Source organism: Marinobacter gudaonensis (assembly GCF_900115175.1).
In the GTDB taxonomy this organism is placed as follows: Bacteria; Pseudomonadota; Gammaproteobacteria; order Pseudomonadales; family Oleiphilaceae; genus Marinobacter; species Marinobacter gudaonensis.
This window is the reverse complement of record NZ_FOYV01000001.1, coordinates 513,541-536,653: the sequence shown is the minus strand read 5'-3', so window position 1 is coordinate 536,653 and position 23,113 is coordinate 513,541. Positions and strand designations below refer to the sequence as shown.

17 protein-coding genes are annotated in these 23,113 nt (G+C 59.9%); 13 read left to right on the top strand and 4 right to left on the bottom strand.

Features of this window, described 5'->3' with window-relative positions; all coding sequences use genetic code 11:
* Window positions 1-2: 2 nt before the first annotated feature.
* Genes BM344_RS02440 through BM344_RS17480 form a run of 3 tightly spaced genes read left to right on the top strand, consistent with a single transcriptional unit; the run spans window position 3 to window position 2,027 of the window.
* Window positions 3-533 (top strand): ExbD/TolR family protein, encoded by a 531-nt coding sequence (locus BM344_RS02440; protein WP_091985605.1) that lies wholly within the window; start codon window positions 3-5, stop codon window positions 531-533.
* The gene (locus BM344_RS02435; protein WP_091985602.1) at window positions 530-1,045 is read left to right on the top strand and encodes an ExbD/TolR family protein; all 516 of its coding nucleotides are present in this window, start codon (window positions 530-532) and stop codon (window positions 1,043-1,045) included. The genes BM344_RS02440 and BM344_RS02435 overlap by 4 nt, the downstream gene beginning before the upstream one ends.
* Window positions 1,038-2,027, top strand: a complete 990-nt coding sequence (locus BM344_RS17480; RefSeq protein WP_228143529.1) for an AgmX/PglI C-terminal domain-containing protein — start codon at window positions 1,038-1,040, stop codon at window positions 2,025-2,027. The genes BM344_RS02435 and BM344_RS17480 overlap by 8 nt, the downstream gene beginning before the upstream one ends.
* A gap of 62 nt (window positions 2,028-2,089) precedes the next feature.
* Here BM344_RS17480 and BM344_RS02420 read toward each other — a convergent pair whose 3' ends face one another.
* Window positions 2,090-2,575, bottom strand: coding sequence for a MaoC/PaaZ C-terminal domain-containing protein (locus BM344_RS02420; protein ID WP_091985595.1), 486 nt, complete (start codon window positions 2,573-2,575; stop codon window positions 2,090-2,092).
* Between the two features lie 187 nt (window positions 2,576-2,762).
* Between BM344_RS02420 and BM344_RS02415 the strand changes: the two genes are divergently transcribed.
* The 3 genes from BM344_RS02415 (at window position 2,763) to BM344_RS02405 (ending at window position 9,749) form a co-directional block, all read left to right on the top strand.
* Window positions 2,763-4,439, top strand: a complete 1,677-nt coding sequence (locus BM344_RS02415) for a long-chain fatty acid--CoA ligase (protein ID WP_091985593.1) — start codon at window positions 2,763-2,765, stop codon at window positions 4,437-4,439.
* 122 nt (window positions 4,440-4,561) lie between these two features.
* The gene (hrpA, locus tag BM344_RS02410; protein WP_208603368.1) at window positions 4,562-8,497 is read left to right on the top strand and encodes an ATP-dependent RNA helicase HrpA; all 3,936 of its coding nucleotides are present in this window, start codon (window positions 4,562-4,564) and stop codon (window positions 8,495-8,497) included.
* A 130-nt stretch (window positions 8,498-8,627) separates the two neighbouring features.
* Window positions 8,628-9,749 (top strand): beta-ketoacyl-ACP synthase III, encoded by a 1,122-nt coding sequence (locus BM344_RS02405; RefSeq protein ID WP_091985591.1) that lies wholly within the window; start codon window positions 8,628-8,630, stop codon window positions 9,747-9,749.
* Window positions 9,750-9,761: 12 nt separating this feature from the next.
* On the opposite strand, the gene BM344_RS02400 is transcribed toward BM344_RS02405, so the two are convergent.
* Window positions 9,762-10,169 (bottom strand): acyl-CoA thioesterase, encoded by a 408-nt coding sequence (locus BM344_RS02400; RefSeq protein ID WP_091985588.1) that lies wholly within the window; start codon window positions 10,167-10,169, stop codon window positions 9,762-9,764.
* A gap of 90 nt (window positions 10,170-10,259) precedes the next feature.
* Between BM344_RS02400 and BM344_RS02395 the strand changes: the two genes are divergently transcribed.
* Genes BM344_RS02395 through dinG form a run of 5 tightly spaced genes read left to right on the top strand, consistent with a single transcriptional unit; the run spans window position 10,260 to window position 17,253 of the window.
* Window positions 10,260-11,045 (top strand): MlaA family lipoprotein, encoded by a 786-nt coding sequence (locus BM344_RS02395; RefSeq protein WP_091985586.1) that lies wholly within the window; start codon window positions 10,260-10,262, stop codon window positions 11,043-11,045.
* Window positions 11,046-11,074: 29 nt separating this feature from the next.
* Entirely contained in the window at window positions 11,075-12,562 is a 1,488-nt protein-coding gene (locus tag BM344_RS02390; protein ID WP_091985583.1) for a DUF3336 domain-containing protein, read from the top strand.
* 1 nt (window position 12,563) lies between these two features.
* Window positions 12,564-14,282: an ExeA family protein gene (locus tag BM344_RS02385; protein WP_091985581.1), complete on the top strand. Its 1,719-nt coding sequence runs from the start codon at window positions 12,564-12,566 to the stop codon at window positions 14,280-14,282.
* Between the two features lie 2 nt (window positions 14,283-14,284).
* Window positions 14,285-15,049 carry a general secretion pathway protein GspB gene (locus BM344_RS02380; protein ID WP_091985578.1) on the top strand — a complete coding sequence of 255 codons (765 nt, stop codon included), beginning with the start codon at window positions 14,285-14,287 and terminating at the stop codon, window positions 15,047-15,049.
* Entirely contained in the window at window positions 15,049-17,253 is a 2,205-nt protein-coding gene (gene dinG, locus BM344_RS02375) for an ATP-dependent DNA helicase DinG (RefSeq protein ID WP_091985576.1), read from the top strand. The genes BM344_RS02380 and dinG overlap by 1 nt, the downstream gene beginning before the upstream one ends.
* A 267-nt stretch (window positions 17,254-17,520) precedes the next feature.
* Here the strand turns inward: dinG and BM344_RS02370 are convergent, their stop codons facing one another.
* Window positions 17,521-20,256 (bottom strand): LuxR C-terminal-related transcriptional regulator, encoded by a 2,736-nt coding sequence (locus BM344_RS02370; RefSeq protein WP_091985574.1) that lies wholly within the window; start codon window positions 20,254-20,256, stop codon window positions 17,521-17,523.
* A 259-nt stretch (window positions 20,257-20,515) separates the two neighbouring features.
* On the opposite strand from BM344_RS02370, the gene cysB reads away from it, so the two are divergent.
* Window positions 20,516-21,493 carry an HTH-type transcriptional regulator CysB gene (cysB, locus tag BM344_RS02365; protein ID WP_091985571.1) on the top strand — a complete coding sequence of 326 codons (978 nt, stop codon included), beginning with the start codon at window positions 20,516-20,518 and terminating at the stop codon, window positions 21,491-21,493.
* 46 nt (window positions 21,494-21,539) lie between these two features.
* On the opposite strand, the gene BM344_RS02360 is transcribed toward cysB, so the two are convergent.
* Window positions 21,540-22,262: a phosphoadenylyl-sulfate reductase gene (locus BM344_RS02360; protein ID WP_091985569.1), complete on the bottom strand. Its 723-nt coding sequence runs from the start codon at window positions 22,260-22,262 to the stop codon at window positions 21,540-21,542.
* A 212-nt stretch (window positions 22,263-22,474) separates the two neighbouring features.
* Here BM344_RS02360 and thrH point away from each other — a divergent pair, with 212 nt between their 5' ends.
* Complete coding sequence (thrH, locus tag BM344_RS02355) at window positions 22,475-23,089, top strand: bifunctional phosphoserine phosphatase/homoserine phosphotransferase ThrH (protein WP_091985565.1); 615 nt, start codon at window positions 22,475-22,477, stop codon at window positions 23,087-23,089.
* Window positions 23,090-23,113: the final 24 nt, after the last annotated feature.

Sequence of the window (23,113 nt, the reverse complement as noted above, 5' to 3'; positions counted from 1 at the left end):
TCATGAGACGTCGACATCGCAGGACCAACGTTGCGCCGGAGCTCGACATCACTGCCTTCCTCAATCTGATGATTGTGCTGGTGCCCGTGTTGTTGCTGGGGATGGTGTTCAGCCAGGTACGAATGATCGAGCTGAATTTCCCGGGGCTGCCGGCGGGTGAAGCGCCTCCGGCCGAGGAGTTGAGGCTGGTGGTGACGCTGATCCCCGAGGGCATGGAGGTGGCGGACAGTCGTCGCGGGCTTATCCGGGTGCTGCCTGCGCATAGCAGCGGGCAGGACTTTACGGGGTTGCGCGAGGTGCTCCGTCAGATTAAGGCCCGGGTACCGGAAAAGACCGATGTGATTCTTGAGGTAGGCCCGGATGTGGATTACCAGACCCTGGTGACTGCCATGGACACGGTCCGCTCGTATCCGGCGGTTGTGGCTGCCAGCGTGGTGGAGGGGGAGCTGTTTCCGGATGTCTCGCTGATGGATGCCGCTGATGATCGGCGGTTGGCCACGAACAACAAAGCGGCAAGCGGGGAGGGGGCATGAAAACCTCCCGGAAGGCACGTCGTATTCAGCGCCATTACAGCCGAATGCACAAGCCCGGCGGCCTGAACCTGGTGTCACTGATGGACATCTTCACCATCCTGGTCTTCTTCCTCATGGTGAACTCCTCCGATGTAAAGGTCCTGCAGAATACCGCAGACGTGCCGTTGCCCGAATCCACAGCACGGCAGGAAGCGGTGGAGAACCTCACGGTGCGGGTAACCGGGGAATCGATTCTGGTTCAGGGCAAGGAAGTCGCCCGCCTGGAGGGCATTGAAACCGGAGACACGCACATCTCTGGCCTGTCTGAAGAGCTTGCTTGGCGGCGCGCGCGCTGGGCTGAAGTTCCAGAGGAAGGTCTGGCGGTGACCATCATGGCGGGCCGTGACACCGATTACCGGCTGTTGCGGAAGGTTATGCAAACCTGTGTGGATGAGCAGTACCGGCAGGTCAGGTTGGCGGTTGAATCCGTGGACGTGGCCGAGGGCCCGAAGGAGGGACCTCACAATGGCTGATCAACGGTCGTCTCCGGAGGTCCACAGCCTGCTGCCCTGGAGTCGGGAAGCCGGCGAAAACCGGCGGTTCGCCGTCATCCTTGTGGTTATGGTGGCGCTGTTCCTGCCCCCCGCGTTTCTGATCCCCTCTCTCCAATTGCCGGAGCGGGACCGGAGCGAGGTTGAGCAGATTCCGCCGCGATTGGCCCGGCTTGTGGAGGCGCCCCGGCCCGTCTCTCCCCCCGAACCGGCGCAGCCCGAACCGGAACCAGAGCCTGAGCCTGTGCAGCCGCCGGAACCCGTGGAGCCGGAGCCGAAAGTGGCCGAGCAGAAACCGGATCCTGCGCCTGAGCCGGAACCAGTGCCCGATGCAACACCGCCGGGGGGCGAACCCGCCCAGACGGTCGAGCAGGCCCGGGAAAAGGCGTCCAGATCGGGCTTGCTCGCAATGAAAGACCGGCTGGCCTCCATGCGCGCACCAGAACCGACATCCGGAAAGACCTTTACCGCCAACACCGGGACGGCGGCGACGGAGGCCGAACTGGCGCCGGAGCAGTCGTCGGTCCTTGCTGGCAGTGGCGGCGTTGCCGATCAGGCAATGGAAGACGCCTCGGTAGCGGTGGCGGACCATCAGGTGAAGAGCGTAAAGGTTGCGGAAGAGGCGGCGCCCCGGGAGGTGGCGGCTAGCCCTGGCTCTGCCAGGCCCTCGACCGGCGAGCGGGCCATGAGCAACATCCGAAAGGTGTTCGATGCCCAGAAAACCGCACTTTATTCCCTGTACCGGCGGGAGCTGCGGCAGGATCCAACGCTGGAGGGCAAGGTTCTGCTGGAGCTTGTTATCGAGCCCGACGGCTCGGTTTCTGCCTGTGAGGTGGTGAGCTCGGAACTGGAACATCCCACACTTGAGCAGCGGATCGCCATGCGCGTACGGCTGTTCAATTTTGGCGCCGACAATGTCGAGGCCCGGAAGGTGCGGTTCCCGATTGATTTCCTGCCCGGCTGAAGAGCTACTGAGATAGCAGGTCGGGGCAGGGTGTCGCCACCCTTTCCCGGCGGTGCAGAAGATCAGCGGTCGATAGTGATCTTCGGTAGTTGAGGTTTGTGCAGGGACACTTTCGTGGTCGGCGCGATGACCTTGGCCTCGCCAATCACCACTTGCTGGTCATTCTGGTTGCGCACATCGCAGTGCACTATCACGCGATTCTTTGGCTCCTTGCTCAGCACTTTGAGGTTCACCGTCAGGGTGTCATCCAGCTTTACCGGCCGCTTGAACGCCAGGTTCTGTTCCAGGTAAATGGTGCCCGGGCCAGGCATCACCGTGGCCAGTGCCGCGGATATCAGCGAACCGCTCCACATGCCGTGGGCAATACGTTCCTTGAACATGGACCCGGCCGCGAATTCCGGGTCCAGATGCACCGGATTTACGTCCCCGGAAACCGCCGCAAACAGCACCAGCTCGTCTTCTGTGAGGGTGCGTGTAAAGGTGGCGGTGTCGCCTTCATTGAGTTCCTCGTAGGTGAGATTTTCAAGAGTATCAAGGGTATCGCTCATGGCGTGCTCCGCACGAAGGTTGGCTGGTACAGGTGTTCCGGTTATCAATCCGAAAACTACCTCATCGTTAACAAAACTGCTATTCTCTCCCCTCTTTTTTGAGGCTGATACTTTTGTCGGGTTGATTTTCTTCTCAGTCTGGCATTGGTCGATCATTACAATCAGAAGCGCCAAACAGGAGATGGTGATGGATTTTGAGCAGTTCTATCAGGACAAATACCCCGCCGGCGTGCCCCGGGAGATAGACCTGAACAAGTACAAGAGCATGGTGGATGTGTTTGAGCAGGCGGTCAAAAAATTCGCCGATCGTCCCGCATTCAGTGCTGTTGGCGCTACCCTCACTTACCGTGACCTGGATACCCAGAGTCGCAACTTCGCCGCCTGGCTGCAGAACAAGACCGACCTGAAACCCGGCGACCGTATCGCAGTCCAGATGCCGAACGTCAGCCAGTATCCAGTGGTGGTGTTTGGCGCTATGCGTGCCGGCCTGATTGTAGTGAACACCAACCCGCTGTACACCACCCGTGAGATGGAGCATCAGTTCAACGATTCCGGTGCCAAGGCGCTGGTGGTTCTGGCGAACATGGCGGAGAACGCCGAGAAGGTATTGCCGCACACCGGCATCGAGCACGTGATCGTGACCGAGGTTGCCGACATGCACTCGCCGATCAAACGTACGCTGATGAACGCTGTCGTCAAGCACGTGAAGAAGATGGTGCCTCCGTTCAATCTGCCCCAGGCCCACAAGCTGCCGGCGGTACTCAACGCGGGTGCACGCGAGACCTTTACCCCGGTTGAGTGCAAGCAGGATGACATCGCGGTATTGCAGTACACCGGCGGCACCACCGGTGTTGCCAAGGGCGCCATGCTGACCCACGGCAACCTGGTTGCCAACCTCCTGCAGACCCGCCCGATGATGGAAGATATGGTGGTGGAAGGGCAGGAAGTGGTGATCGCGCCGCTGCCCCTGTACCACATTTACTCCTTTACCCTGAATTGCGGCATCATGCTTGAGGCTGGCGCCCACAACGTGCTGATCCCCAACCCGCGGGACATTCCGGGCTTTGTGAAGGAATTGAAAAACCACAAGTTCACCGCGTTCCTGGGCCTGAACACCCTGTTCGTAGCGCTGTGCAACAATGAAGAGTTTCAGGACCTCGATTTCAGCGCCCTGAAATTGACGTCTTCAGGTGGCATGGCTTTGACCAGTGACACAGCGAAGATGTGGGAGCGGGTAACCGGTTGTGAGATCTGCGAAGGCTTTGGCATGACCGAAACTTCTCCCGTGGTGACTTTCAATCCCCACAGCGCCATCCAGTTGGGCACCATCGGCTTGCCGATCCCGTCCACCAAGGTCAAGACCATTGATGAAGAGGGCAACGAGACACCGCTGGGTGAACCCGGTGAGTTGTGTGTGAAAGGGCCCCAGGTTATGCGGGGCTACTGGCAGCGCCCGGAAGATACCCAGAAATCGTTCACCGAAGACGGATACCTTCGCACCGGGGATATTGCCCTGATCCAGGAGGATGGTTACATCCGCATTGTTGATCGCAAGAAGGACATGATTATCGTGTCTGGCTTCAATGTGTTCCCGAACGAAATCGAGGACGTGGTGAGCAGCCATCCGAAAGTGGTGGAATGTGCCGCTGTGGGTGTGCCCGACGCCAAGAGTGGCGAGGCTGTGAAGGTGTTCCTGGTGCCCACCGCCGAGGGTGTTACCGAGAACGAACTCAAGGAGTTCTGTCGCGAGCGGCTGACCGCCTACAAGGTGCCCAAGCAGTTCGAATTCCGGGATGAGCTGCCCAAGACCAACGTCGGCAAGATCCTGCGCCGCGAGCTGCGTGACGAGGCCAACAAGAAGTAGCGGTTGTTGTCGCCGGCACGATGAAAACCCCGCTTCGGCGGGGTTTTTCTATTTTTAAGAGCCGGAAATTCCCGATAGACTGTCGCCCAATCCGAATCCAGAGAGCGCACGCCGGTTTGTAAATGACAGACACCGATTCCTCGATTGCCAAAGCCCCGACCCCGAAGCCTGACGGCGTGGCCGCTGTCAAGGCCATAACCGAGCAACTGGATGCCTGCAATCAGCAGGAGGCGGCCCGGATTGTGAAAGCCGTAGCTCGGAGCAAGGGGCGGCCAGGCCCGAAGGATCTGGAGAAAATGGCCCGTTGGCTGGAGCAGGGACTGGCAAAGGTCCAGCAACGCCATGCACAGCACAAGCCTGCCAGCTTTCCGGCCGGGCTACCCGTATCGGACCGGGTGGACGACATCCGGGAGGCCATCGAGAACCATCAGGTGGTGATTATTGCCGGGGAAACCGGCTCGGGTAAAACCACACAGATCCCGAAGATCTGCATGAACAGCGGCCGTGGGATCCGGGGACTGATTGGCCATACCCAGCCCCGCCGGATTGCCGCCCGCAGCGTTGCCGCCCGTATTGCCGAGGAGCTCGGCGAGCAGACGGGCCAGCAGGTCGGCTATCAGGTGCGGTTTACGGACAATACCTCCGAGCAATCGCGGGTCAAGGTGATGACCGACGGCATCCTGTTGGCGGAAGTTCAGCACGACAGGTTTCTGGACCGATACGATACCCTGATCATTGATGAGGCCCACGAGCGTAGCCTTAACATCGATTTTCTGCTCGGCTACCTGAAACAGCTGTTGCCCAAACGGCCGGACCTGAAGGTCATCATTACGTCGGCCACCATCGAGGTGGAGCGCTTCAGCGAGTTCTTTGACAAGGCCCCGGTGATAGAAGTCAGTGGCCGGACCTACCCGGTGGATATCCGGTATCGCCCTTTGACCGGCGACGAGGACGACCGCGACCAGGGCTGGACCGATGGTGTGCTGGGCGCCCTGGACGAAATCGAACAGCATGAACGCAGCGAGAAGCAACCGCCCGGTGATGTGCTGGTGTTTCTGCCCGGTGAGCGTGAAATCCGGGCACTCAGCAAGGTGTTGCGCCACGTCGATCTGCGCCATACCGAGGTACTGCCGCTGTACTCCCGCCTCAGCAATGCCGAGCAGAACCGGGTGTTCCAGCCGCACAAGGGGCGCCGGATCGTGCTCTCCACCAATGTGGCGGAAACCTCGCTCACCGTTCCGGGCATCCGCTATGTGATTGATACCGGGGTCGCCCGGATCAGCCGGTACAGCGTGCGCTCCAAAATCCAGCGCTTGCCCATCGAACCCATCTCCCAGGCCAGTGCCAACCAGCGGGCCGGTCGATGTGGCCGGGTGGCACCTGGTCTCTGCTTCCGGCTGTACGACGAGACCGATTTCATCAATCGCCCGGAATACACCGATCCGGAAATCCTTCGGACCAATCTGGCGTCGGTCATCCTCCAGATGGCCACCTCCGGCCTCGGCGAAATCCGCCAGTTCCCGTTCTTGGAAGCGCCCGACAAGCGCCAGGTAAACGATGGTTACAAGTTGCTCGAGGAGCTGGGTGCCGTCGACGACCGGCGCAAGGTCACCCGACTGGGCAGGACCATGGCCCGACTGCCCCTTGACCCGCGGCTGTCCCGGATGCTGGTGACGGCGGGCGAGCTTGGAAGTCTTGCGGAAACCCTGATCATCATTGCCGGCCTTAGCATACAGGACCCGCGGGAGCGCCCCCAGGACAAACAGCAGGCGGCGGACCAGGCCCATGCGCCGTTTAATGATAAGGAATCGGATTTCGTCACCCTGCTGAATATCTGGAATTTTTTCGAGGAACAACGCCAGGAGCTGTCCCAGAACCAGCTCAAGAAGGTCTGCCAGAAGAGCTTCCTGAGCTGGATGCGCATGCGCGAATGGCGGGATATTCATCGCCAACTCACGCTGATCTGTCGGGAGCAGAAGCTGCCGATCAACAAGGACGCGGCCAGCTACGAGTCCCTGCACAAGGCCATTCTTGCGGGTCTGCTCGGACAGGTGGCGGTCAAGCTCGAGAAAAAGGAGTACCTGGCGACCCGCAACCGGAAAGTGCTGATCTTTCCCGGCTCGAAAGTGGCCAAAACCGGGCCCAAATGGATTGTGGCAGCCGAGATCGTGGAAACCAGCCGTGTGTTCGCCCGTATGGTGGCGTCCATTCAGCCGGAGTGGGTGGAGCCTCTGGCGGGCCATATTCTCAAGCACCATTACTTTGAACCGCACTGGGAACAGAAGCGGGCTCAGGTGATGGGATACGAGAAGGTGACGCTTTATGGCCTGGATATCGTAGCCAAGCGACGCATCCCGTACGCCAAGGTTGACCCTGCCGAATGCCGGAACCTGTTCATCCGCCGTGCCCTGGTGGAAGGAGATTACCGCTCAAGGGCGCCGTTCATCGCCCGCAACCGGGAAATGCTCGACACCGTCGAAAACCTGGAAAAGAAGACCCGTCGGCGCGATTTGCTGGTGGACGACGAGGTGCTGGTGGCGTTCTACGATGAGCGGCTGCCGGACGACATCATCAGTGGTCGCCACTTTGAAAGCTGGTGGAAAGGGCTCTCGGCCGGGCAATTGAAAGACCTGGAGCTTACCGAAGAGGATATTCTGCAGCGCCCGGTGGACGCCGGTGCCCGCGACCTGTACCCGGACTACCTGGAGTGGGAGGGGGTTCGATACCCGCTCAGCTACGAGTTTGAACCTACCAGCGAGCAGGATGGCGTCACCCTGCAGGTGCCGCTGATGGCGCTCAAACAGATTCCGTCCCGACGCCTGGAATGGCTGGTACCGGGACTGCTCCGCGAGAAGTGCATTGCCCTGGTCAAATCGCTGCCCAAGGCGTTGCGCCGGAATTTCGTGCCGGTGCCGGATTTTGTGGATGCTGCCCTCGAGAATCTTCAACCCTCCAACGAGCCGCTCACGCTCCAGTTGGGCGAGCAGTTGCGCCGAATGACGGGTGTCCAGATTGATCCCCAGGCCTGGGCAGAAGCGGAATTGCCGAGACATCTCCGGATGAATCTGCGCGTTCTGGGTGACGGTGGCCGGCCGATCGCGGAGAGTCGCGATACCGCCGAGCTGCAACACCAGCTCGAGGGGAAGGCAGAGCAAGCCCTGGCCTCGGCGGCTTCGGACAGGGCGGCAGAGGAACCCTCCGGGGAGTACGACCACTGGCAGTTCGGCAGCTTGCCCGCGCAGGTACAGACCGAGAAGGGCGGTATGCAGATCACCGTTTATCCGGCTCTGGAGGACCTTGGCCGGAATGTCCGTCAGATCCGCTGCCTGGATCCGCTGACCGCCGAGGACACGTCGCGCAAGGCGGTTGCCCGGCTGATTATTAACCGATTCGGCAGAACCCTTGATGACCTCGAGCGCAAGCTTCCCAGGTTCAAACAATCGGCACTGATGTTCGCGCCGGTCGGCCAGTCCAAGGTCCTGTTGGACGACCTTCTTCTGGCTACCGCCATGCAGCATTTCCTGGAGGACGGTATCCCCCGTAGTGCGGACGAGTTTGAGCGGGTGTTCGACGCACACCGTGGCGACTTTATACCGGTCCTTGAGCAGGGGGATGAACGGCTGTACCAGGCCATGACGGGTTACCAGAAGGTGGCAAAGCAGCTCAAGGGCAAGATCAACCTGGCTTTGGCCAACAGCATGGCGGATCTGAAGTTTCAGTTGCAGAACCTGGTATACCCGGGCTTTCTGGTGAATACGCCCCCACAGTGGTTGGGAGAATTCGGGCGTTACTTTGAGGCGGCGTTGATTCGCATGGAAAAAATGCCCAGGGAAATGGGACGTGAGCGGGAATTCCTGCACACCATTGAACCGCTCTGGTCGCGCTATGCCGTAAAGCGGGACGAGCAGAAGCGGCAGGGTGTGCGCGATCCGGAGCTTGTGCTCTACCGTTGGATGCTGGAGGAGTTTCGGGTGTCTTTCTTTGCCCAGCAATTGGGCACCGCAAAGACGGTCTCGGTGAAGCGTCTGGATCGGCAGTGGGAGAAGACCCGCGTGTAACACGGGCGCCATGCACCAGGTCGGTGCCAGTGACTGTGATCTGGCGGGCAAAACCCGGAGACTGTGTTAGTATTTCTGACAGTGGGTTTGCCCAGACATACTGTTTCCATAATTATTACGTGGGGTTAGCGTGATCAAAGCCGTTATCAGCGGGACCGGCCTCTATACGCCGCCAGCAACCATCGACAACGATGAACTTGTCGAAGCCTTTAATCAGTACGTTGAAACGTTCAACGCCGAACACGCCGAGGCTATTGAGCGTGGCGACGTGGCGCCCCTGCAGCCGTCGTCTTCCGAGTTCATCGAGAAAGCCTCTGGTATCAAGCGCCGCCACGTGATCGATAAGGATGGCATCCTGGATCCCCGGCGTATGACGCCTTATATTCCTGAGCGGAGTAACGACGAGCCCTCGGTACAGTGCGACATGGCCGTTGCGGCCTGCCGTGAAGCCCTGGATCAGGCGGGGAAATCCGTTGGCGATGTCGACGCGGTGATTGTCGCCTGCTCAAACCTTCAGCGGCCCTATCCGGCGGTGGCCATCGAAGTCCAGGAGGCTCTGGGCATTGATGGCTTTGCCTACGACATGAACGTGGCGTGCAGCTCGGCGACCTTTGGATTGCAGGCGGCGGTGAATTCCGTTGAGAACGGCAGTGCCCGTTCGGTGCTGGTGGTCAGTCCGGAGATCTGCTCCGGGCATCTGAACTTCCGCGATCGGGACAGCCATTTCATTTTTGGCGATGCCTGCACGGCCATCCTGGTGGAGCGGGAAGAGGATGTTCGGAAGGAGCAGGGCTTTGAAATTCTGGGTACCAGCCTGAAAACGAAGTTTTCCAATAACATCCGCAACAATTTTGGTTTCCTGAACCGGGCCGATGAATCCGGTATCGGGAAACCGGACAAACTGTTTGTTCAGCAGGGCAGGAAGGTGTTCAAGGAAGTGTCACCGCTGGTTGCGGAAACCATCCAGAACCAGTTGAAGAGTCTGTCGCTTACACCTGGAGATCTGCGCAGGATGTGGCTGCATCAGGCCAATCTGAATATGAACCAGCTGATTGCCCGCAAGGTGCTGGGTCGTGATGCCACTGAGGACGAGGCGCCGGTGATCCTCGACGAGTACGCCAATACCAGCTCCGCCGGTTCAATCATCGCGTTCCACAAACACAAGGACGACCTGGCCAGCGGGGATCTTGGCGTTATCTGCTCGTTTGGTGCCGGCTATTCGATCGGCAGCGTGGTTGTGCGGCGCCGCTAGCACGGCACCGCATCAGTTGCTGGCCAGGGCCCGAAGGCTGTCCGGCAGCGGCGCTGATTTGCGCGTTCTGCGGTCGAACCAGACGATTTTCGCGTATCCCTCCGCATAGACCTCGCCGGTATCGGCATCTGTCATCAGATGATAGGTGTCGAGACTGGTGTTGCCGGCTTTGTCGGCAAAGGTTTTCACTTCGACGGTGGCCGGGTGATTCAATTCCTTTAGAAAGGTGGCGCTGGTCTTTATAATGACCGGCCCGGTGGGCTGTTCGGACGCGCCCAATTCCAGCGAGGCCAGCCAGACAATGCGAGCCTCCTCGAAGAAACGGAAGTAGACTGTATTGTTGGCATGGCCGTATGCGTCCATGTCGCCCCACCGCAACGGAATGTTGATGGTTGCTACAAGATTGCCCGGTACTGACATGGAGTTCCTCCGGAAAGATAGGTTAATAACAATAATAGCGCCGGTATTTTCGACGAACTGAAACGGAATAGACAACCCAAGAGCTGACAAATGAGAGAATTTCTTTCCCGGCGCCCCCTGAACCCTCTGGTCATGACGCTTGTTCTGGCGCTGGCCTGCTCCGGAGCTGCGCTTGCCCAGAACATGCAGGAACCGGCTCCGGAAGGCTCGGTGCCGGTCAATCCGACAGACCCCTGGGAGAACTGGAACCGGAAGGTCTTTACCTTCAACGAAACCATCGATCGTTGGTTCCTGAAACCGGTAGCCCAGGCCTACCGGACCTTTACGCCCCGGCTGGTGGATCGCGGTGTCACCAACTTTTTCAACAACCTCACCGAGCTTCGGAACTTCACCAACAGTGTCCTGCAGTTGAAGGGGGAGTCCGCTGTGGTGGCACTGGGCCGTTTCACCTACAACACCACGTTTGGTCTGGGCGGTTTGATCGACGTTGCTACCGCCTTCGACCTGCCCGAGAGGCCTGAAGACTTCGGTCAGACCCTTGGCTATTGGGGCACCGGTTCCGGTCCGTACCTGATGCTGCCGTTCCTCGGTCCGTCAACGCCGAGGCATTTTACCGGCTTCGCCGTGGACGGCTTTGTACTGCCTTCGGCGTGGGATGAAGTGGATAGCCCCGAGGTTTACTATGCTCGCGCCCTGCAGATTGTGGATCGCCGGGCAGACCTGATTCCCGCAGAGAGTTTTATCTCCGGCGACAGCTATATATTTGTGCGTAACGCATTCCTGCAGCGCAGGGAATTCCTGATCAACGACGGCAAGGTGGTCAACGATCCCTTCGCCAGTGATGATGACGAAGATCTGATGCTCGAGGATTTCTGAGCTCATATCGGTTCGAAAGGAGGTCAGCGGTGTTCAAGGATCCCAGAATAGCCAAATTCCGGAAAATGCTGGCCGAGGCGCCCAACTACGAGGTCTGGAAGGCGGCGGCCCTGGAACTCGATTTTCTGGAGGGCAACGCCGACTGGAAAGAGGATTTTGCATCAGATCTCTACCACTACGAACTGATCTACGACCGCCTCAGTAATCTCAAGCAGTATCGCCAGCAAAACGATTTCGAGCGACTCAAGCGGGCATTGCGTGAGGGGCTGCACCACGACCTGGGCAACATGGGTAACCCCGCGCTCTATACGCGCTCCCGCGTGGGCACCAAACATCTGATTGAGGAATACATCACCCAGGTCTGCGAGGCGCTGGATTACCTGTGTGACCATCCGGTCCCCGATTTTCCCGTGGCGGAGAAACTCCAGTTCTTCCGGGATACCCTGACCAGTTACGGTCGGCCGGCGCTGTTGCTGAGTGGCGGGGCCACCCTTGGCATGTTTCATTTCGGTGTGATCAAGGCGCTCTGGGAGAAAGGCCTGCTCCCTCAGGTAATTGCCGGGTCAAGCATAGGCGCGATCATCGCCGGTATTCTCGGGGTTCATACCGATGCCGAGATCCCGGAGATGCTGGTGCCGGAGAATCACAACCTCAAGGCCTGGAAGTGGCGTGGTCTGCTCAGTGCCGTGCGCGGCGATGGTCTGATGGATCAGGAACAGCTGCGCTCCTGCCTGCGGGCTAATATCGGCGAGTACACCTTCGAGGAAGCTTTTCAGCGTACCGGGCGCTCGATCAATGTCAGTGTTTCGCCGGTGCAGGCGCATCAAAAGGCCCGGCTGCTGTGCGGCTACACGTCGCCGTACCTGATGGTCTGGAGCGCTGTGCTGGCGAGCGCCGCGGTACCCGGGATTTTCCCACCGGTTACCCTGATGAAAAAGGACATTCAGGGCAACATCCTGCCGTACATGCCGCGGCTGAAGTTTGTTGACGGCTCGGTGGTCAGCGATCTGCCGGTGGAGCGGCTGATGCATCTGTACGATGTGAATTACACTATCGTCAGCCAGACCAACCCCCACGTGGTGCCTTTCCTCAGCCGGGGAGGCCGGGATGAGAAGTTGTCGCTTGCAAGGCTGCCGATGCACCTTCTGAAGTCGGAAGTGCAGTTCCACGGCCAGGGTGTGTTCGATTACCTGCGCAAGCGCGTTCAGCCGGAACTTCTGCGGCAGATGTCCGGTCAGCTCTACACCATCATGGCCCAACGCTATTCCGGAGATGTCACCATCGCGCCCTCCTATTCCCTGAAGGATTATCGACGCATGCTCGCCAACCCGGACCCGGAGTATGTACGCCGGATGATACTCGCAGGGGAACGGGCAACCTGGCCAAAGATCTCGATGATCCGATCACACGCCCGGATTTCGAAGACCCTTGAGCGATGCGTACGGCGGCTGAAACAGCAGAACCGGCGTACCGCCGAGCTGCGGCTGGTCACCAACGCGGACGCCGGTACCACCTGATATGTATTACGATTTTTTCGGCTTTCGGGAACCACCGTTTTCCATTGCGCCGGATCCGCGCTACCTGTACCTGAGTGACCGCCACAAGGAGGCGCTCGCCCATCTGATGTACGGTGTGCAGGGGCAGGGCGGCTTCATTGTGATCACCGGTGAGGTGGGCACTGGAAAGACCACCGTATCCCGCTGTTTTATCGAGAATGCGCCCGACAACGTCGATATAGCACTGATCCTTAATCCACGACTGTCTGCCAGGGAACTGTTGTCTTCGGTTTGTGATGAACTGGAAATCAGCCACGATCTGGGCGCCAGCATCAAGGAACTGGTGGACCTGATCAACCGGGATCTGCTCCGGGCCCACGCCGCCGGCCGGCACAAGGTCTTGATGATCGACGAGGCCCAGAACCTTTCGGCAGACGTGCTGGAGCAGCTACGCCTGCTCACCAACCTCGAGACAGCCGAAAAGAAACTGCTGCAGATTGTGTTGCTGGGCCAGCCCGAGCTCCAGGATATGCTAGCACTGCCGGAACTGCGGCAGCTCAATCAGAGGGTGACTGCCCGTTATCATCTCGATGCCATCGGCAGGCAGGAGTTGCCGGCCTACCTCCGCTATCGCCTGGGCGTGGCCGGGCTGCGGGGGGATGTCTTCTCCTCCGGCGCGGTTCAGCGGCTGTACCGGGAGAGCCAGGGCATCCCGAGACTGATCAACCTGATCAGCGATCGGGCCCTCCTGGGCGCCTACGCCGAGGGCGAGCACGAGGTCTCTGCCAGTCACATCAAGTGTGCAGCAAAAGAGGTTCGTGGTAATTCAGTGGCAGGAGCCGCACGGTCGGCACGCAGGCCGGATCGTTCGCAGGTGCTGGTGGTGGCTGCATCCATACTCGTGGCGATCATCAGTACGGTCTGGCTGTTCCAGCGCTGGAATCCGGAACCCGCGCTGATCGCACAGGCCGAGGAGTCGGTTCTCCAGGGCGCGGTCGAGCGTGCCGAAGAGCCTTCGATAGAGACTGACGTTGCCGAGCCCGAAACAAGCGTTGAGCAACCGGACGTTCTGCCGTCCCTGGCTGTGCCTGCCCAGTTGCTGGACTCAGTTACGGCGTTCAAGGCCCTGTTTCGCGCCTGGGGGCTTCAGTACAACCCCTCCAGCGCACCCGTGGCCTGTGACTACGCGCGAAATCAGGGGCTCGGTTGTCTCGAGCGGCAGGGAAGTCGTCGAAGCCTGGAGTTTCTCGACCGGCCGGCCATGCTGGCGTTGCAGGATGAGCAGGGTAATCGGGGGTTTGTTGTGCTGCGCCACCTGGACGGCGACCGGGCCGGGATTATGCTTGCGGATGGACGGCATATCGTTTCCTTTGCCAGCATCGAGCCCTATTGGTATGGCGACTACCGGGTGTTGTGGCGCTTTCCCGAGTACATGACCGACGAGCGGTTCTCCGGCAATGGTGCCGGCGAGCAGCTCTGGATTGGCGCCCGGATGATGGATCTTGCGGATCGGTTTGCCGGATCACTGTCTGATAGCGACCGGATCAAGCGCCTGGACGCCGAGGCTCAGGTACGCTGGTACCAGTCCCTCCGGGGATTGACCGTGGACGGTATTGCGGGCGCCATGACCATTATCCAGATGAACAACGATCTGGGCGCGGCAGTACCACGGCTCAGCTCCGAGAAGGCGGTGCCGCAGCCCCAATCCGAAAGCGCGCAGCGGCTCCGTGAGAATGAGTAATCATGTCGTATATTCTTGACGCATTGCGAAAATCCGAAACCGAGCGCCGTCAAGGCCAGGTGCCGGATCTGGGCCAGCAGGTTCAGTTGATTCATCGCCCAAAAAAGAAGGGCGTGTCGCCCGTTGTGTGGGTCGCCGTGGCATTGGTGCTTAATGCAGCGGTTCTCGCCTATGTATTCTGGCCGGAGCGCGAGAGATCGTTCTCGGCTGCGCCTGCTGCAACGGCTGCAGATACCACTCCGTCCGCGGAGGCACAGGAGTCGACCGCCAATCCGGTGTCATCTCCGTCGGTGCAGCCCGAAATAGAGACCCGGCCGGAAAATGCGGTGGCAGAGTCCGGTAATCTGGCCCAGTCCCCGGTCAACCAACCTGATGAGGATCAGCCTGTTCGCAAGTCTACTGCCTCAGCGGTTTCATCAGCGCAGGAGCGGGCAACCATCATCGTGCCTTCGGTTGATGCTTCTGCGGTCCAAGAGGCAGCGGACGGCGTCATTCAGTCACCCCCCGAACAGGCCGGTCGGGTACCTCATCTGGTAGAGTTGCCCCTCTCATTTCAGAAGGGTATTCCGGATTTGACCTTCAACAGTCATATCTATTCGTCGTCGCCGGGCTCCCGCCGGGTGATGATCAACAATAGCTACCTGCGGATCGGTGACTCGTTTCAGGGCCTTCGCGTGGAAGATATCACCGAGGACGGCGTGGTGTTGAGCCGGGACGGCCGCCGTTTTCGGGTGGGTGTGGTCCGCGACTGGGTGAGCCCCCGCTGATGGCCCTGACCGACGAGATCAAGCAGCAGATCCAGCAGGGCTACCGTGACGTTCTGGCCGGAAAATCGATCCGGGCCCGTTATGGCCAGCGCCTGATGATTGCGGAGATCGCCCGTTACATGGGGGATATCACAGACGATGACGGACAGCGTACCTCCGCCCCGGCTGCCTGCGTGGTTGAGGCCGGCACCGGTACCGGCAAGACCCTTGCCTACCTGATTGCAGCTATCCCTGTGGCCCGGGCGCTTGGCAAAACCCTGGTGATTTCCACCGCAACGGTCGCCCTGCAGGATCAGATAGTGCTCAAGGACCTGCCGGATCTGAAAAAACACAGCAAACTGGCGTTCAACTGGACGCTGGCCAAGGGGCGGGGGCGTTACCTCTGCCTGTCGCGGCTGGAGGCAAGGCTCCATGATGAAGGCAACGGTGACAGTGACACCATGCCTCTGTTTCTCCTGGATGGCCCGAAATCCGAGGAAGCCGGCACCCGCGCTTTCTTTGAGGAAATGCTGGCCAGTTATGGTTCCCGGCAGTGGGATGGCGACCGGGACCACTGGCCCGAGCAGATTCCGGACGATGTGTGGCGGCAGGTGACCACCGACCACCGACAGTGCACCAACCGGCACTGCGCGTACTTCGACAGCTGTGCGTTTTTTGACGCCCGGAAGGACCTGGACGAGGCCGATATTGTGGTCGCCAACCATGATCTCGTGTTGGCGGACCTGGCCCTGGGGGGCGGTGCCATCCTGCCCGAGCCGGAGAACGCTCTTTATATCTTCGATGAGGCGCACCACCTGCCCGACAAGGCGCTCAATCATTTCGCTGCCTCGGTGCCCTTGAATGCTACCCGGCAGTGGTTGAAACAGCTGTCCCAGGCACTGGTCAAGATGCAGCCGTACCTGCCGGGTGGCAGCCAGGCGGCAAAATCCCTCGACCGTATTGGCGGCGCCTCCCGGGAAGTGGATCTGGTGCTGAGTCGGGTATACGAGGAATCGGAGAGCAATACCGGCTGGGAATTCAACGAGGAGAGGCGCACTGCCCAGTGGCGTTACCCGGAGGGTGAACTGCCGGAGGCCATGGCGGAACTGGCTGCGGAAACCCGCATTGCCACTGCCAACCTCGTTCGACATCTGGGTGTGCTTGCCGATGAACTGCAGGGTGCGTTTGACGAGCGCAAGGAGCATGAGCTGGACAGGGAGACCGCCGAGGCCTGGTACCCGGTGATCGGTTCCTTCCACAGCCGGGCTGAGGACCAGCTGCGGTTATGGACGGCCTGGTGCGAGCAGAACGCGGCCAAACCGGAGGGCGAGGCCGATCCGGACAACGAAGGAGATGGCGCGCAGAAGCCCCCTGCCGCGAACCGCAAGAGCCCGCCACCGGCACGTTGGGCTGTGCGCCAGCGGTGGGACCACGCCGAGGATATTACCCTTTACAGCTCACCTGTGCTGGCGGATAACCTGCTGTACACGCGACTCTGGTCCAGGGCCTATGGCGCCGTGCTGACCAGCGCGACCCTGACAGCCCTGGGCCGGTTCGACCGTTTGAACGCAAGGGCAGGGCTGCCAAAGGACAGTCGGTTCCTCGTGGTGCCCAGTTCCTTCCGGTACGGCGACATGGCAACGGTGGAAGTGCCGGCAATGTCGGCCATGCCCACTGACGATGGTTTCGCGGATGAACTGATCAGGCGCCTTCCGGGCCTTTGGGCCGGAGAAAAAGCCACCCTGGTGCTGTTCACCTCCCGCCGGCAGATGCAGCAGGTGCGTGATGCGCTGGCCCCGGAGTATCCCGAGCTGATCATCACCCAGGACGACATGGCCAAGGGCGAGGTGCTGAGACAGCATTGCAGCCGGGTTGATGAAGGCCGGGCCAGTGTGTTGTTCGGCGTCGCCAGCTTTGCCGAGGGCATCGATCTGCCCGGCAAGTACCTGCACCATGTGGTGATCACCCGCCTGCCATTCTCTGTGCCAGACGACCCCATTGAGGCGAGCCTCGCGGAATGGGTGACGCAACGTGGCGGCAATCCGTTCATGGAGATCACGGTGCCCGACGCGTCTATCAAACTGGTGCAGGCCGTTGGGCGTCTGCTTCGTACGGAACAGGACACAGGTAGGGTAACGATTCTGGATCGCCGGATTATTGCGCGGCGCTACGGGCAGTTGCTGCTGGATGCCCTGCCACCGTTCCGCAGGATCATCGAGCCCTGAGCCGGCACTGTTGAGTCATCCGGCAAAAAAAAGAGCCAACCTGTGAAGGATGGCTCTTAGGGAAGGGGTTCTCTCGAACCCGGGGCGTCGAAACAACGCGAAACAAGAAATCTGAAGGCCTGAAGTTTCAGAATTCCAGGTGAGGTTTCCCTCACCGATGGGAGAATCATAGGGCAGCAGGGGGCGTAAACGGATCGTCCAAAGGGCGTAGTCCTTTTCGATAGTCACTCCAAAGTGTGACGCATGTCACAAAATGGAATGACCGGATCAGGTCGGAAGCAGGCCCAGCTCGCGGGCCCTTGCCAGGGCTTCCGTGCGCCGGCCAACGCCCAGCTTGCCGTACAGGTTGCGAATATGGGCCTTCACCGTTGCCGGCGCCACCGCCATGCGTGTGGCGATCTCCTTGTTGGCATGGCCCTCGTGAATCAGTGCAAGCACTTCCAGTTCTCGTTGGCTGAGGGGCTCGGGCAGCGCTTCAGTACGTCTTTCGGCTGATTCCGGTGAGCTGGTTGAGCGAACGGGGTCGGACGTCTCCGTTAGGGGCGCCGCTGGTCGGGAGCCTTGTAACAGAGACTCTTGTAACAGGGAACGGACCCGATCGTTCCAGCGACCAGGTGTGTTGAGGGCAGGCAATGCCAGCAACCGTGCCCGGAGGTTCGTGCTTTCCTCGGCCAGCAGTCTTACAAAGCCCGCTTCTGCGGCCAGGCCCAGGGCGCGGGAGAGTACCTGCTCGCTTTCTTCCCGACGCTCCAGCAGGCCCAGTGCCTCGCCATACACCAGCAATATCTCTACCAGGTGACGGTTGTGGCCACTTTCCTCGGCCGGTTTCATCAGGCGTTCAAGCAGCTCCAGGGCCTCCTGAGCCTGCGCGTGGGCGAGCAGCACGCGGGCTTCGGCGAGCTGGTATTGTTCCAGGTTCAGCGGGTTGGTGAACCGGGTGTCCGACCAGGATTCCAGACAGGCCCGTGCTTTTTCCGGCTGGTCGTTGGCAAGGTAGCAGCGGGCCAGCAATGCGGCGCTCGCCGGCGGCTCGAAGACAATCTGGTCGCGACGCTTTCGACCCACGTAGGCGGCGTCTTTCAGGATCTCGATGGCTTCATCGAGCCGGCCTTCGCTGAATGCCAGGTGCCCCCGGACATACTGAATGACCACGTGCTGGCCCGGTTCGGTGCCCCGTTCCACATGCTCCAGCAGCGGTTGGAGATGGCTCGCTGCAAGCTTGGGGTTGTCCCGTTCCCGGTAGATTTCACACAGGGTGCTGTTTTGCCAGCAGGAAATCAGTCGGGGCTGGCTGGGATCCGAGTAATGCCGGTCAACCCACTGCCGAATTTCGAGACACGTCTCCAGGGCCAGATCGATATCGCCGCGGTTATAGAGTATCCAGGCCAGCAAACCACCGCTGGACAGCACCGTGCTGGGTTTGTGTTCCACCTGACCGTACCGAACCGCGGAGCGCAGCGCATCCTCTGCCTCCACCAGCTCGCCCTTGCCGAAGTAGTCCAGGCCCAGACCGTAGTAGGTAACGGATTTCAGCGGAATGCGGGTATGGTCGATTTCCCTGAGGACCTGGCGGGTGAGGTCACTGGCGCTTTTGTCATCGCTGCGGGTGCGGGCCAGATAGGACCGCATCAGGGAAATCTCGCTCTGCAGGCCCAGGGCCCCTTCGGCATCGGGATGGGAATCGGCGACCCTGCGGTCGAGGAGGTCTTCGAGAGCGCCGAGGAGGGGTTCGAGACTGTCCAGCCGATTGGCGAAGAACAGGCCCCAGATCTTCAGCATCTGTAGCTGGGGGTTGTCTGTCACCAGGTTCTGGGGCAGGGCGTCCAGCCAGTCGAGCACCGGCAGGTGGAACCCACTGTGGATGAGATTGTTGCCGTGCCTGGCCAGGACCTCAGACAGCCATGGCCAGTCTTCCCGACGCACGATCTGGGCAATGGCTTCCTGCACATGGCCGTGGGCAAGGAGCCAGTGGATGGTGTTCTGCCAGAGTGTCGCCGCTCTTTCGGGTTGGGTCTGCTGGATTCGCAGCAGCAAGGCATCGCGGAACAGATCGTGGTAACGGAACCATTCGTTGCGGGTGTCCAGGGGGATCAGGAACAGGTTCTGGCCGAGCAGGCGCTCCAGCATCTCCTGGCTGTTGCCCGATTCCCGAACCTCATCGCACAGTGACGCACACAGGCGAGGGCAGCAGGCGGTTTCCAGGAGGAAATCTGCCAGCTCTGGTGGTTGCTGGTCGAGTACTTCCGTCAGTACGTAATCGCTGATATGGCGCTCGTCAACGCTGATTTGGTGTCCTTCGGGCGCGCTGCCGTGGCCTGAGAGTGCAGACAGCTGCATGGCGGCAACCCATCCCTCTGTTTTCCGACAGATGGCTCGGGCGTCGTCGCTGGAGATAGTAAGGCCCATGGTTCCCTCGAAGAACTGGCGACACTCTTCTTCAGAAAATGCCAGCAGTCCCGGGTGAATGTCCTGCACCCACCGCCTTACCCGCCAGCGGGCCAGGGGAAGCTGGGGTTCGGTTCGGGAGGCGAGGGTGACCAGCACTCCGGGCGGCAGGTAATCCAGGAAATAGGAAAATTGCCGAAGCAGCTCCGCCTGGCCCACGTAGTGAAAATCATCCAGCACCAGGGTCCAGGGGCTGCCGTCGCTGGCCAGGGTATTAACCAGACCGGTAACGGTGTCGATGAAATCATCGTCTGTTTGCCGGGCCAGGCTCTTGCGGAGGTCACCGGCCCCGGGCAGTCCGGCGTGTTCGAACGCGCCGACAACGTACTGCCAGAATCGCCGTGGTTCGTCGTCGTGTTCGTCCAGGGAGAGCCAGGCGGTGGGGGACGTATTCTGTGCGCACCATTGCGCGACCAGGGTGGTTTTGCCGAAACCGGCCGGTGCGATCACCAGATTCAGCCGACGCTGGTGGTCGGGCACCAGCAGCGCACTCAGCCGGTCGCGCTTGACGGCGCGCGGATCGGCGGTCGGCCGGAGGAATTTGGTGGTTAGCAGCATGGCAGTCCTGAAAGCTGGCACGTGGATAACGTGGATTGTGTCGGAAACAAAGAGTTTTGTCAGGGGCTGCGTAAATGCATTTTTGGTCTAAACTGTGTACAGGGAATAACCTAGAATAAAAAAGAATGAAAGAATCCTTTTTTATGCGTATTCTTCTCAAGCGTGCCCGGATCCGCAACAGGCCTGTTCGCGACTGCACGTTGATTCAGAAAGCCCTTTGATTTGAACGTCTTCTGATTTCCAGGGAGCAGCATACTCGATGAAATTACAACAGTTGCGCTATATCTGGGAAGTTGCGCATCACGACCTGAATGTGTCCGCAACCGCTCAAAGTCTTTTCACATCCCAACCCGGTATCTCCAAACAGATTCGACTGCTTGAGGACGAGCTGGGCCTGGAGGTGTTCGCCCGCAGCGGCAAGCACCTGACCCGCATTACCCCGGGTGGAGAAATCATTATCCGGGAAGCCGGGGAGATTCTGCGTCGGGTGGAGGGCATCAAAAAGATCGCCCAGGAATTCAGCAACCAGCGCAAGGGTGATCTCAGCATCGCAACCACCCACACCCAGGCGCGTTATGCGCTGCCGCCCATCATCAGCGGTTTTATTGAAGAGTACCCGGATGTCTCCCTGCACATGCACCAGGGCACACCGATGCAGATCTCCGAAATGGCGGCCAATGGTGCCGTAGACTTCGCCATAGCCACCGAGGCCATGGAGCTGTTCAACGATCTGATCATGATGCCCTGTTATCGCTGGAACCGGAGCGTCATCGTGCCTCGCGATCATCCACTGGCAAAGCTACCGGAACTGACGCTGCCGCAGCTGGCCGAATATCCGTTAGTGACCTACGTCTTTGGTTTTACCGGGCGGTCCAAGCTGGATGAGGCCTTCCAGAGCCAGGGTTTAACACCGAAGGTAGTGTTTACGGCCGCCGACGCGGATGTCATCAAGACCTATGTTCGCCTGGGGCTTGGCGTTGGCATTATCGCCAGCATGGCCTTCGACCCGAAAACCGACACCGACCTCGTGGCCCTGGACGCACGCAAGTTGTTCCGCCCCAGCGTGACCCGCATCGGCTTCCGCAAGGGCACCTTCCTTCGTGGCTATATGTACGATTTTATCCAGCGCTTTGCGCCGCATCTCACCAGGGACAAGGTGGACGAAGCGGTTGCCCACCAGGGGAGTCGCTCGGAGATCGAGGAACTGTTCAAGGATATCGAGCTACCGACCTACTGACAGTCGGAGTGTCAGCAAGGTTGAAGGCCGGTAGCCCGGCGCCCGCTCAGTTGCGGGCGATCAGGTTACCGGCGTGCAGGCCGCATTCCTTCTGGGTGGCTTCTTCCCACCACCAGCGGCCCTCGCGCTCGTGTTGTCCGGGCAGGACCGGGCGGGTGCAGGGCTGGCAGCCGATACTGACAAACCCCTTCTCGTGCAGAGCGTTGTACGGGGCCTCCGACATGCGGATGTAGTCCCACACCTCTTTTGACGTCCAGTTTGCCAGCGGGTTGAACTTCACCAGCGTTTTGTCAGGGGTGGAGAACGCCGTGTCTTCCTGAACCACGGGAACGTCATTACGGGTGCCAGGGCTCTGGTCTTTTCGCTGGCCGGTAATCCAGGCGTCCACGGTGGCCAGCTTTCGTCGCAGCGGGTTGACCTTGCGTATACCGCAGCACTCGCTGTGGCCGTCTTCGTAAAAGCTGAACAGGCCCTTCTTGTTGACCATTTCCTGAACCTCGGCCTGGTCCGGAAACAGCACTTCGATGTCAATGCCGTAGTGCTTGCGCACCTTTTCGACAAACTCGTAGGTTTCCGGGTGCAGTCGGCCGGTGTCGAGTGTGAACACCTGCATGTTGTCGGTCAGCTTGTGGGCCATTTCGATCAGCACCACGTCTTCCGCACCGCTGAAGGAGATGGCGATGTTGTCGTACTGTTTCAGGGCCGCCTTGAGGATGGCGCGGGGGCTCTGGCCTTCAAGCTCTTCCCGCAGGGTCTGTATGTCGGTCATGGGCGGGTATTTCCTCCTCTGGATGTGCGCCAAGGCTATCACTAAATCGCTCATAGCCTGAAGGAATGAGGATCTATATGGTTATTCCGCGGTAGCAGGCCGGTTTTTCACTTCCACGATGCATTCATGCGCTGTTTTTCTTATCATACGCCCCGTACCCGGGCCAGCGGACTCGCCGTAAGCGCCCATTATTCAGCAAGCAGGAGATCGTTGTGGAACTGGCATGCCTTGACCTTGAAGGAGTATTGATTCCGGAAATCTGGATCGCGTTCGCCGAAAAAACCGGCATTGAGGAACTCAAGGCGACCACCCGTGACATTCCAGACTACGACGTGCTGATGAAACAGCGCCTGAAACTCCTGGACCAGCACGGCTACGGCCTGCCACAGATCCAGGAAGTGATCGGAGAGCTCGACCCGCTGCCTGGCGCCCGGGAGTTTCTGGATTGGCTGCGTGAGCGTTTCCAGGTGGTGATTCTCTCGGATACCTTCTATGAATTCGCCATGCCGCTGATGAAGAAGCTCGGCTATCCGGCACTGCTCTGCCACAAGCTTGAAGTTGCTGATAATGGCCAGATTACCAACTACCTGCTGCGCCAGCGGGACCCGAAACGGCAGTCGGTGCGGGCATTCCAGTTGCTGAACTACCGGGTGATTGCCGCCGGTGATTCCTACAACGATACCACCATGCTGGGGCAGGCCGAGGCCGGTATCCTGTTCCACGCGCCGCAAAATGTCATCGACGAGTTCCCGCAGTTCCCGGCGGTACACAACTTTGATGACCTGAAGCAGCAATTCCTCAAGGCCAGCAAGATCCACAGCGCCTGATATTGATGTCTCGGGCCCGGCAGC